At 33.8% G+C, this 12,614-nt stretch carries 12 protein-coding genes; all 12 read left to right on the top strand.

The features are described 5' to 3' along the window. Positions 1-123 precede the first annotated feature (123 nt). Positions 124-1,569 (top strand): LCP family glycopolymer transferase CpsA, encoded by a 1,446-nt coding sequence (cpsA, locus tag QM843_RS05630; RefSeq protein WP_414304410.1) that lies wholly within the window; start codon positions 124-126, stop codon positions 1,567-1,569. Between the two features lie 6 nt (positions 1,570-1,575). Continuing rightward, positions 1,576-2,307 carry a capsular polysaccharide biosynthesis protein Cps4B gene (cps4B, locus tag QM843_RS05625; RefSeq protein WP_414304409.1) on the top strand — a complete coding sequence of 244 codons (732 nt, stop codon included), beginning with the start codon at positions 1,576-1,578 and terminating at the stop codon, positions 2,305-2,307. A gap of 8 nt (positions 2,308-2,315) precedes the next feature. Continuing rightward, positions 2,316-3,008: a CspC family polysaccharide chain length determinant protein gene (locus tag QM843_RS05620; RefSeq protein ID WP_414304408.1), complete on the top strand. Its 693-nt coding sequence runs from the start codon at positions 2,316-2,318 to the stop codon at positions 3,006-3,008. A 10-nt stretch (positions 3,009-3,018) separates the two neighbouring features. Continuing rightward, entirely contained in the window at positions 3,019-3,720 is a 702-nt protein-coding gene (locus QM843_RS05615) for a tyrosine-protein kinase (protein ID WP_203212667.1), read from the top strand. Positions 3,721-3,741: 21 nt separating this feature from the next. Beyond that, entirely contained in the window at positions 3,742-5,109 is a 1,368-nt protein-coding gene (locus QM843_RS05610; protein ID WP_414304407.1) for a sugar transferase, read from the top strand. A gap of 4 nt (positions 5,110-5,113) precedes the next feature. Further along, a complete protein-coding gene (locus QM843_RS05605; protein ID WP_203212695.1) occupies positions 5,114-5,899 on the top strand; it encodes a LicD family protein in 786 nt (261 codons plus the stop codon). 19 nt (positions 5,900-5,918) lie between these two features. Next, positions 5,919-6,641, top strand: coding sequence for a WecB/TagA/CpsF family glycosyltransferase (locus QM843_RS05600; protein WP_237447111.1), 723 nt, complete (start codon positions 5,919-5,921; stop codon positions 6,639-6,641). Then, positions 6,616-7,701 (top strand): glycosyltransferase family 4 protein, encoded by a 1,086-nt coding sequence (locus tag QM843_RS05595; RefSeq protein ID WP_125446899.1) that lies wholly within the window; start codon positions 6,616-6,618, stop codon positions 7,699-7,701. The genes QM843_RS05600 and QM843_RS05595 overlap by 26 nt, the downstream gene beginning before the upstream one ends. After that, a complete protein-coding gene (gene wecB, locus QM843_RS05590; RefSeq protein ID WP_125446901.1) occupies positions 7,698-8,792 on the top strand; it encodes a non-hydrolyzing UDP-N-acetylglucosamine 2-epimerase in 1,095 nt (364 codons plus the stop codon). The genes QM843_RS05595 and wecB overlap by 4 nt, the downstream gene beginning before the upstream one ends. Further along, positions 8,792-9,757 carry a glycosyltransferase family 2 protein gene (locus QM843_RS05585; RefSeq protein WP_237447056.1) on the top strand — a complete coding sequence of 322 codons (966 nt, stop codon included), beginning with the start codon at positions 8,792-8,794 and terminating at the stop codon, positions 9,755-9,757. Before wecB ends, QM843_RS05585 begins: the two co-directional genes overlap by 1 nt. A gap of 6 nt (positions 9,758-9,763) precedes the next feature. Further along, positions 9,764-11,179: a flippase gene (locus QM843_RS05580; RefSeq protein WP_247933463.1), complete on the top strand. Its 1,416-nt coding sequence runs from the start codon at positions 9,764-9,766 to the stop codon at positions 11,177-11,179. A gap of 194 nt (positions 11,180-11,373) precedes the next feature. Beyond that, positions 11,374-12,534, top strand: coding sequence for a polysaccharide polymerase (locus QM843_RS05575; RefSeq protein WP_237447054.1), 1,161 nt, complete (start codon positions 11,374-11,376; stop codon positions 12,532-12,534). The last annotated feature ends 80 nt before the right edge of the window (positions 12,535-12,614 follow it).

Genomic DNA, 12,614 nt, shown 5'->3' with positions numbered 1-12,614 from the left:
TGCAAATCAAAAAGAATGTTTCGGAAAGAAGATGAAAACGCCTTACCTAAGCGGATTTATCTCACAAGTGTATTTTTTTATGATATAATAAAATGAAATAAAAATTGATAATAGAGGTATATCGTGAGTAGATCTTCGAAGCGAGCTCGTCAGGGTAAAACAAAAATATTGATTAGTTGGGGGTTGCTAGCTATCTATGCATTACTAGCAGTCTTTTTATTGTTTTTGATTTTCAAGTACAATATGCTAGCCTTCCGATATCTCAATATAGTGGTCACTGTCTTAATTGTAGCCTTAGCTATCTTGTGCTTCTTTTTAATTCGATCCAAGAAAGTTCAAAATCTAACGCTGATTTTATTACTACTTGGTGTGTTAATTAATGGTACTTCTCTCTTTGCTGTAGGGCAGTTCATTGGATTTACAAGTCGCCTGAATGCGACATCTAACTACTCAAATTATTCGATGAGTATTGCGGTGTTGGAAGATAGTTCAATTGATAATATCAGTCAGGTAACCAGTGTAACGGGACCGACTGGGACGGATAAGGATAATATCCAACAGTTGTTGAATGATCTGAAAGCTACTCAAAATAAAGAACTGACAGTCGAAGAAAGCAGCTCCTATCTTGCGGCATATAAGAGCCTGTTAGCTGGCGATACAAAGGCAATCATTCTAAACAGTGTCTTTGAAAATATTATCGAATCGGAATATCCTGACTATGCTTCGAAAATTAAGAAAATCTATACCAAAGAATTAACCAAGACGGTTGAAACTCCAAAAGATGTCAAAGGTGACAGTTTCAACGTTTATATCAGCGGAATTGATACTTACGGTCCAATTAGCTCAGTTTCTCGTTCTGATGTCAATATCATTATGACAGTGAATCGTGAAACGAAAAAGATTCTCTTGACAACGACACCACGTGATTCCTATGTTCCAATTGCAGATGGTGGCAACAACCAAAAAGATAAGTTGACCCATGCGGGGATTTATGGGGTAGATGCTTCAATTCATACCCTGGAAAATCTCTACGGTATTGACTTGAACTATTATGCTCGTTTGAATTTCACTTCTTTCTTGAAGTTGATAGATCTCCTTGGTGGGGTTGATGTTCATAATGATCAGGATTTTACATCATTGCATGGTAAGTTTCATTTTCCTGTAGGGAATGTTCATCTTGATTCGGAGCAAGCTCTTGGCTTTGTGCGTGAGCGCTATTCTTTGGCAGATGGTGATCGGGATCGTGGCCGTAACCAGCAAAAGGTCATTGTTGCAATTCTGCAAAAATTAACCTCTACGGAAGCTTTGAAAAATTATGACAGTATTATAAAAGGGCTGCAAGATTCGATTCAAACCAATATGCCACTTGAAACCATGATGAACCTGGTTAATGCCCAACTTGAGAGTGGTGGAACGTATAAGATCAATTCGCAAGATCTTAAAGGAACAGGGCGTATGGATTTACCATCCTATGCCATGCCTGAGAGTAGCCTCTACATGATGGAGATAAGTGATAGCAGTTTAGAGTCAGTCAAGGCTGCAATCAATGATGTGATGGAAGGGAAATAAGACAAAATGATTGATATTCATTCGCATATCGTATTTGGTGTGGATGATGGTCCGAAAACTAAGCAAGAAAGCAAGGCGCTTTTGACAGAAGCCTATAGACAAGGTGTAAGGACTATTGTATCGACATCGCATAGACGAAAAGGAATGTTTGAAACTCCTGAGGAGACGATAGAGACAAACTTCCAAGAAGTGAAGGAGTTAGCCAAGGAAGTGGCTCCAGATTTGACCATTCTCTATGGGGCAGAAATTTATTATACCCATGATGTGCTTGAGAAGTTAGAAAAACAGGTGATTCCAAGTCTTAATGGGACACGCTATGCTCTCATTGAGTTTAGTATGGCTACTTCTTATCGAGAAATCCATACTGCCTTGAGCAATGTTCTCATGCTTGGGATAACGCCTGTAGTTGCCCACATTGAACGTTATCATGAATTAGAAAATAACGAAAAACGGGTAAAAGAGTTGATTGATATGGGTTGCTACACTCAAATCAATAGCTCAAGTATTTTAAAACCAAAGTTATTTGGAGATAAATATAAATTTATGAAGAAACGAGCTCGCTATTTTCTAGAGCGTGACTTGGTACATTTTGTTGCTAGTGATATGCACAATTTAGACCAAAGACCACCTTACATGAAAGAAGCTTATGAGATCGTTTCAAAACAATACGGTGATAGAAAGGCGAGAGAATTATTTATCGAAAATCCTCGCATCATCTTAGCTGATCAAATTATTTAGGAGTTGACATGAAAGAAAATAAAGAAATCGCAATTGACATTGTCCAATTATTTAAAATCCTTTGGAAGAAGAAAATCGCTATCATCTTGACTGCGATTGTAGCAGCTGTCCTAGCTTTCGGTGTAAGCAGTTTTGTACTAACACCTGAGTACTCTAGTACAACACGTATTTATGTGGTTAATCGAAATCAATCAGAAAAAGCAGGTTTGACCAACCAGGATTTGCAGGCTGGTACTTACCTGGTAAAAGACTATAAGGAAATTATCCTTTCGCAAGATGTACTGGAGAAAGTCATTTCAAATCTTAAACTAGAGAAAACAGTTAAGGCATTAAGCAAGAAGATTCAGGTAACAGTGCCTGTAGATACTCGTATCGTGTCAATTGCTGTAAAAGATGCACAGCCAGAAGAAGCGAGCCGTATCGCCAATGCTCTTCGTGAGGTTGCATCGGAAAAAATCATTTCTGTAACTCGTGTATCTGATGTGACAACACTAGAGGAAGCGAGACCGGCACTAACTCCATCCTCACCTAATATTCGTCGAAATACTGCGCTTGCTTTCCTAGTAGGTGGCGCAGTGATGGTTATTTCAGTCTTATTGCTTGAATTATTGGACGATCGTGTCAAGCGACCAGAAGATGTCGAAGAAGTCATGCATGTCGCACTTTTAGGAATTGTTCCAGATTTGGATAAGTTAAAGTAAGGGAGAAAATATGCCAACATTAGAAATCGCACAAAAGCGTTTAGATTTTGCTAAAAAAGCTGAAGAACACTATAATGCTTTGCGCACCAATATTCAATTGAGTGGTGATAATTTGAAAGTTCTTGCCATCTCATCTGTCAAACCTGGTGAAGGGAAATCTACAACTTCAACTAATATCGCCTGGGCTTTCGCACGTGCAGGCTATAAAACATTACTAGTAGATGCGGATATCCGTAATTCAGTTATGTCTGGTGTCTTCAAGTCAAGAGAAAAAATTACTGGATTGACTGACTTTTTGGCAGGGACTACTGATCTTTCAAATGGTCTCTGTGATACCAATATTGATAACCTATTTGTTATTCAGGCAGGACCGACATCACCTAATCCAACGGCCCTCCTGCAGAGTGAAAATTTCCATACCATGATTGATACCCTACGTAAGTATTTTGACTATGTCATTGTGGATACTGCACCGATTGGGATGGTTATTGACGCCGCTATCATTACACAAAAATGTGATGCTTCTATCTTGGTTACGGCAGCTGGAGAGACAAAACGACGTGATGTCTTAAAGGCGAAGGAACAGTTAGAACAAACAGGGACTCCTTTTTTAGGTGTAGTTCTAAATAAATTCAACACCGAAGTTGAAAAATACGGAGCTTATGGTGGTTATGGAGCTTATGGAGCTTATGGCAATTATGGGAAAAAGTAAAAAATAAACTAGGAAGTAGTTATGGAAGAGAAAGGGATAAAAATATCTCTGGCAGTAATCCAGAGTTTTATAGTAGTGTTACTGGGGTATTTTCTTAGTTTTGTTAAAGAGACAGATATTCTTTCAACAACAATGATTGTCCTATATATTCTCCACTACATAGTATTTTATTTTAGTGATTTCGGTCAAGATTTTTTTAAAAGAGGATATTTACGTGAGCTTGTTCGCTTGACAAAATATATCATTTTCTTTGCGTTGGCAATTAGTCTTTCCAATTTCTTTTTAGAAGAACGCTTTAGCATCTCTAGACGAGGCATGGTGTATTTCTTAACCTTACACTCGATTCTAATGTATCTAGTCAATATTTTTATCAAGTATTATTCGAAACGGATATTTCCTAATTTGAAATGGAGTAAAAAACTATTCTTGATTACAGCAACATCTAGAGTTGAGAAAGTGATGGATAAATTACTTGATGCTGGTGATTTCTTTGGAGAACTGGTGGCAGTTAGTGTATTAGATAAACCTAATTTCCAACATGATACTATTACAGTCGTACCAGTCGAAGATATTTTAAATTTTGCAACTCACGAAGTTGTGGACGAAGTGTTTATCAATCTTCCTAGTGAAGAATATGATATTGGTGAATTTATTTCTCGTTTTGAAACGATGGGAATTGATGTAACAGTTAATCTAAATGCTTTTGACCATAATCTAGGGCGTGACAAGAAAATCCGTGGGATGGCTGGTCTAAATGTCATTACCTTTTCGACGAAATTTTATAAAAATAGTCATGTCATTGCTAAGCGTGTCATAGATATTATTGGTTCTATTTTTGGTTTAATGATTTGTGGCTTAGTCAGTATAGTTCTAGTTCCAGCTATTAGAAAAGATGGTGGGCCTGCTATTTTTGCCCAGACACGTATAGGAAAAAACGGTCGACATTTTACTTTTTATAAATTTAGATCAATGTGTATTGATGCTGAGGATAAAAAGAGAGAATTGTTGGAGAAAAATACTATGCAGGGTGGTATGTTTAAGATGGATAATGATCCTCGCACCACAAACATTGGGCGCTTTATCCGTAAAACTAGCTTGGATGAACTCCCTCAATTTTGGAATGTTTTGAAAGGGGATATGAGTCTAGTTGGAACAAGACCGCCAACAGTTGATGAATATGAGACATACACACCTGAACAAAAACGTCGATTGAGTTTTAAACCAGGTATCACTGGACTTTGGCAAGTTAGTGGTAGAAGTGAGATTAAGAATTTTGATGAAGTTGTTAAATTAGATGTAGCTTATATAGACGATTGGACAATTTGGAAAGATATTGAAATTCTACTAAAAACAGTTAAAGTTGTATTTATGAGGGATGGAGCGAAGTAAAATTATGAATAAAGTGAGGGAAATTCAACTAGGAGAATTATCTTTATTGAAAAGTTATATTGCTATTTGTAGTAAACATGATTTAAGATATTATGCTTTGGGAGGAACATTGCTAGGAGCAATTCGTCATAAAGGATTTATTCCTTGGGATGATGATATGGATTTAGGGATGCCTCGAAAAGATTATGAAAAATTTATATCTATTTGTAAAAAGGAACTTCCAGAACATGTTATCTTGAGGCTTCACGATGATAATTTAGGTAATACCTCTATTATGGATACATCTTTACAAATTCCATTTGGAGATGAACTATGTAGTCCATTCATAGATATTTTCCCTCTGGATGGTTATCCAGATGATCGTTTTTATTATTTTATTCATACAAACAAAATTAAACTCTATCGAGCACTTTCTAAAATTTCTGTAATCGATCGTTTACATGACAGAGATCGGGGAAGTTTTGAAAATGCAATTGTGAGTATATCAAAAGTTTTGAAACTAAATAAACTTCTAAAAACAACCACTATTAACAACAAATTACAAAATCTAATTAAACAATATGATTTTGAAACTAGTTCAATAGTAGGTAATGTATTAGGTTCCTACAGAGAACGTGAACTTGCTAGAAAAGAAGTATTCGGTGAACCACAATTATTAGAGTTTGAGAACTTGGAAATCAGTTGCCATGCAAACCCAGATGAATATTTAACAAAAATATACGGTGATTACATGAAGTTACCCGAAGAAGCAGAACGTAAGGGTCATTTCGAGTCTACATGGGGAGATTAATTTGAATAGTTTTGATTTAATGGGGGTCAGGATTGACCCTTTAACAATGGATGAAACAGTACAGGCGGTTGAGAATTTTGTCATTGAACAACGCCCTCTTCATTTAATGGGCGTAAACGCTGATAAGATTAACCAATGTCAATCAGATGAAGTCATTAAAAAGATAGTTAATGATTCTGAAATCATCAATGCAGATGGTGCATCAGTCGTTCTAGCCTCTCGATTTTTGGGCTACCAAGTTCCAGAACGAGTTGCTGGAATTGATTTAATGCAAAGATTATTAAAATTAGCCGATGAGAAATCTTATTCAGTGTATTTCTTTGGTGCTAAAGAAGAAGTTTTGCAAGATATGTTACAAAATTTCAAAGAAGAGTATCCAAATCTACGAGTTGTTGGACATCGTAATGGTTATTTTTCTGAGGAAGATGAGCAAGATATTCAGGAAGATATTCGTGAAAAGAATCCCGACTTTGTATTTGTTGGAATTACTTCACCTAAAAAAGAATACATCATCCAAAAATTTATGGATAATGGAGTGAATTCTATTTTTATGGGTGTAGGTGGTAGCTTTGACGTACTGTCTGGTCACATTCAACGTGCTCCACTTTGGATGCAAAAATCAAACTTGGAGTGGTTATTCCGAGTTGCTAATGAACCAAAGCGTCTCTTTAAACGATACTTTGTAGGGAATGTTACCTTTATTAAGCGAGTTTTAGATGAGAAACGAAAAACGAAAAAATAATATTTTACATATTTCACGAACGATGGATATTGGTGGTGCTGAGAGAATCGTGTATCAGTTGAGTTCTGATTTGCAAGATGAATTTGATAGTGTACATGTTGCTTCTACAGGAGGCCTTTGGGAACCAAAATTAGATGCCCAAGGAATTATCCATCATAAAATTCACGATATAGACAGCAAAAATCCTCTTACTGTTTTGAAGTTGCTTCTTACTATTTATCAAATTATTAAGACAAATAAGATTACTCTGGTTCATACGCATCATCGTATGGCAGCTTTTTATATTCGTTTATTAAAACTGATAAATCCCAAGCTAGTCCATGTTTACACTGCTCATAATGTCTTTAAAGATAAGTTGCCTTTATATAGATTTTCACTGAAAAATGCCTATAGTATTGCAGTTGGTCAAGCAGTTAATAAAAATTTGAAAGATGATGTGGGAGTGACAGACAGCACTGTTATCTATAACGGAGTGATCTTGAAACAGTCAGATAGACAAGTTGATGAGATTATGAAGTTTGATGGAATCAAGCTAGGCTGTATTGCAAGATTATCTAAACAAAAAGGTTTGACTTATCTGCTTGATGCGATTTCTTTGATTTCAGATGAAAAACTTCGTTTATTTATCGTTGGGGATGGAGAGCTTAGAGCCGAACTAGAAAACAAGGTTAAAGAACTAAATCTGGAAGATAAAGTATCTTTTTTAGGATATCGCAAGGATATAGTAGAATGTATCAATAGTTTTGATTTTTGTGTTTTGCCTTCAGTATTTGAAGGATTTGGCCTAGTTGCCATTGAGGCATTTATGAATAGCAAAACCTTAGTTGCCACGGATATACCGGGATTAAACGAAGTTGTTACAAATGAAAATGGGATCTTGGTTCCTGCTAAAGATGCTAGGGCCTTAGCTTCTGCTATTGAGAGTCTGGCGACTGACTCAACTCTTAGAACTAGGTTAGCTCATCAAGCTAAAAAAGATTATGAAGAGAAGTTTAGTTATCCTTTATTTTTAGAGAATTATCGTAAATTTTATCAAAAACTAATGGGGGATTCGAAATGAAAAAAGTAATGTTAGTTTTTGGGACGCGTCCAGAAGCAATAAAAATGTGTCCCTTAGTGAATGAACTGAAGAAAAATGATTCAATCAAAACACTTGTATGTGTAACTGGTCAACATAAAGAAATGTTAGAGCAAGTTTTAGATGTCTTTAAAGTTGTTCCTGATTATGATTTAGGAATTATGAAGGCAAATCAAACACTATTTACAATCACGACAAGTATTTTAGATAAAATTCAAGCAGTTTTAGAGCAGGAAAAACCAGATATTGTTCTTGTTCATGGGGATACTACAACCACTTTTGCGACAGCTTTAGCTGCATTTTACATGGGAATTAAAGTTGGACATGTAGAGGCAGGATTGAGAACTTATAATCTTCAAAGCCCATTTCCTGAAGAATTTAATCGTCAGACCACTTCAATTATTGCAGATTTCAATTTTGCTCCCACAGAAGTGGCTAAAGAGAATCTTTTAAAAGAGGGAAGAGAAAATATTTATGTTACTGGAAATACTGTTATTGATGCCTTGAAGACAACCGTTCAAGATCATTATGACCATCCTATTTTAGAGTGGGCTAAGGATAGTAAACTCATCATGTTGACAGCTCATCGACGTGAAAATCTTGGTCAACCCATGGAAAATATGTTTAACGCAGTTAATCGTATCCTGAATGAATTTGAAGAAGTTAAAGTCGTATATCCTATTCATAAGAATCCTAAGGTTCGTGAGTTAGCAAGTAAGGTGTTTGGCGACAATGAACGTATGAAAATCATTGAACCTCTAGAAGTCATTGATTTCCATAATTTTATGAATCAAAGCTACATGATTTTAACAGATTCGGGTGGTGTACAAGAAGAAGCACCTTCTTTAGGTAAACCAGTATTGGTAATGCGTGATACAACAGAACGTCCAGAGGGGATTGCTGCAGGAACCTTGAAATTAGTAGGAACAGAAGAAGAAAATATTTATACTAATTTCAAACTGCTTTTAGAAGATGAAACAGAGTACAGCAAGATGAGTAAAGCAAGTAATCCATATGGAGATGGAAAAGCTTGTGAGCGTATTGTTGATATCATTTTGGAAGGATTATCATAATGGATCAGATTTCTATTGTTGTACCAGTGTACAATGTTGAGAACTATTTGAGTTATTGTGTAGAAAGTCTAAGACAACAAACATATAAAAATATTGAAATAATCTTAGTAGATGATGGTTCGACGGATAGTTCTGGAGAAATTTGTGACCAATATGCTCGAGAAGATGACAGAATAAAAGTTCTGCATATTGAAAATGGGGGATTGTCCAATGCCCGCAATACTGGGGTAAAAGAATCTTCAACAGATTGGATTGTTTTCATTGATTCAGACGATTATTATGACCATAGAGCCATTGAATATTTAGTAGAACTTAGAGATAAGTATAGAGTTGATCTTGTAGCAACTCCAGTGATTGAAGTTAGAAACTATGAAAATAGTGATTTCCTAGGAGATTTCAGAGAGAAATATTCTGGAAAATTAGATCGTAGAACAGCTTTAGAACAAATGTTTTATGGAAATTATGTTGGGACACATTCAGGTGGTAAACTATATAAGAAAGAAATTTTATTAAGGTTTCCATATCCTAATGGGATGTTGTATGAAGATTTAGCTCTTGCTTATGAGCATATTGCTTTCTGTGAAAATATTGCTGTTAGTGATCTAAATCTTTATAAATACTATCGAAGACCAGGAAGTATTGTAAATTCTAAGTATAGTGATCGTCTCTTAGATTTTTACAAGGCAATGGAATGGAATAGAAGTTATGTTGAACGAGACTATTCAGGTGATAGGGATATGAGAAGAGCCTTGAATGTTCGCTATGTTTTTAATGGTCTGCATATTGTACATGCTATGCTTAGTTCAGATATGTATGCTGAAGTTAATAAAATTAGAAAAGAATACATTCAATATTTCAAAGATGTTATTCCGAATTCAAATGTTACAAGGAAAAATAAATTGAAATATATATTGTTTCTCGTATCTGCAAAATTGTATAAAAAAGTCAGAGGGAAAATGGGTTAGATAGTCATGAAGGTTTTAAAAAACTATGCTTACAATCTCTCTTATCAATTACTAACCATTGTACTACCTTTCATAACAACACCGTATGTTACAAGGGTTTTCAGTTCAAATGATTTAGGAACTTTTGGCTATTTTAATTCGATTGTTGCTTACTTTATTTTTTTGGCAACATTAGGAGTAGCTAATTATGGGACAAAAGAGATTTCAGCTCATAGAAATAATATCCCTAATAATTTTTGGGGTATTTATACCTTGCAGTTTACTGCGACTTGTATATCGATATTTCTATATATTGGTCTGTGCTTTTCATTTTCATTTATGCAAAATCCAGTAGCATATATATTGGTATTATCTCTATTATCTAGGGGATTAGATATTACTTGGCTTTTTCAAGGACTAGAAGATTTTAGAAAGATAACTGTTAGAAATATCACTGTCAAACTCATAGGTGTTATTTCAATATTTTTGTTCATAAAGTCTCAGAATGATTTATATCTATATGTCTTTTTATTAACTATATTTGAATTTTTAGGACAATTAAGTATGTGGCTGCCAGCTCTAGAATTTATAGGTAAGCCACAATTTGACTTCAATTATGCCAAGAAACATCTTAAACCGGTGATATTACTGTTTTTACCTCAAATAGCGATATCTTTATATGTTACGTTAAATAGGACAATGCTTGGAGCTTTAGCATCAACAACAGATGTTGGAATTTATGATCAATCTTTAAAGTTGGTAAATATCCTACTTACTTTGGTAACTTCACTGGGTAGTGTTATGCTACCACGTGTTTCGAATCTTTTATCAACAGGGGATAAGAAGTCTGTGAATCGCATGAATCAATTATCTTTCTTGATATACAATCTTGTGATTTTTCCGACTATTGCAGGTATGTTAATTATCAATAATGACTTTGTGAAATTTTTCTTAGGAAATGACTTTCAAGAAGCAAGATATGCTATTGCAATCATGATTTTTAGGATGTTTTTTATTGGTTGGACGAACATTATGGGGATTCAAATTTTGATACCTCATAATAAGAACAAAGAATTTTTGATTTCAACAACGGTTCCAGCAATTATTAGTGTTGGTTTAAATTTACTTTTACTGCCTGAATTTGGATATATTGGGGCTGCGATTGTTTCTGTATTAACAGAAGTATTTGTATGGGTTATCCAATTGTATTTTACAAGAAAATATTTAAAAGATGTACCAATTTTTAAATCAACTATTAAAATATTTTCAGCATCAATTCTTATGTATGTTACCCTTTCATTTTTGAAGTCAATTTTGACTTTTACACCTATTGTTAATGTTGTTGTATGTGCTATTGTGGGGGCGATACTTTATGGTTTGCTAATTTTAATATTTAAAATAGTTGGCTTAAAGGAGATAAAAGAGCAGCTGTTAAATAATTAGTATGATGATAATCTATACAGAAATAATCAAAGTTATTTTTGCAAGAATTTGTTTTAGCTAAGTTAGTTGATTGAAAAAGTCTAGAAAGGGAAGGATGGAAGATTGTAGATGAACTAAAAGTTTAAAAATATTAAATAATATATAAAAATTATCAATTATGTTCATTCTATATTATTCTTTACCAAATAAATAATATGATAAAAATTAAATTTGAAAATCTACTGGTTAGTATTGTTGTATCTGTAGTGATATTTTTTAATACTATTTCTACTACAATGCTGGATAAAACTTTTTTTCAAGCTAAAGCAAATTATCTTTTATTAGTAGTTTTGTTATTAGGTCTTCGTTTTATGTTTCCAACACGTATTTCATTTAAATATCTAATATTTTCTTCTTTGCTATTATTATCAGGAATTTTAGTATATTTTCAGACTGGAAAACTTAATTTTCTTATTTATTCAGCCCTTCTAGTTTTATTAGTTAATGTAGATATGAAAGTAGTTTTGAAAACGTATGTCATTGTAGCAGGTTTTCTTGTACTAAGTGTATTTCTTTTATCTCTCTCAGGTGCAGTACCCAATCTACAATATAATCGTGAAGGAGTTATTCGGAATTCGTTTGGATTTATCTATCCTACAGATTTTGCATCCCACTGTTTCTATATTTTCTTGGCTTTTTCTTATTTATTAAAAGATAAATTTATATGGATTAGATCTCTAATAGGTGTACTTTTATCTTTCTTTGTTATAAAATATTGTGATGCACGTTTAAATGGCTTATCAATTATTTTAGCAACAATTATTTTTATATTTTTCTATTTTAATGAAGATAAGAAATTTCGGATCTATTCAATTTTCCCTTATTCTGTAGTTCTATGTTCGTCAATAATGATGTATTTATCTTATATTTTCTCTTGGGGATCTCCATTTTTAGTATCTATCAATAAATTAATTACAGGTAGATTAGCTTTGGGGAAAAATGCATTTAATACTTTTGGTGTACATCTTTTTGGAACTAGAGACGTATTATTTAAAGGGTCAGGAGGTAAAACGGAGGCTGTTATTGATTATAACTACGTAGATTCATCGTATGTTCAAATGTTATTTACATATGGTGTTATACCTCTTGTGCTACTTATATGTCTGTATGTTGTAATTTCGAGAGAACAGTATAAGCAGGGGCAATATTTATATGTAGTAATATTATCTTTAGTGGCTCTAAACTGCATGATTGAAGCTTTTTGGTTTGTCCCGACTTACAATATATTCATGTTTTTGTTGTTCACAAAAAATACTTTTGTTAATAAATCGTTGAATAATTTTAATCCTTTGGATAAAACGGAGTTGTTAAACTGATGAAATGAATTTTTTTGATTTACAAAATTATTTTTCTTCATAAAATGAACTATTCTAACTAATATTTCAAAAAAAATTTT

It is taken from the genome of Streptococcus mitis (assembly GCF_047463435.1).
GTDB lineage: Bacteria > Bacillota > Bacilli > Lactobacillales > Streptococcaceae > Streptococcus > Streptococcus mitis_DS.
The sequence above is the reverse complement of the archived record's forward strand: the minus strand, read 5'-3'. Positions and strand labels throughout refer to the sequence as shown.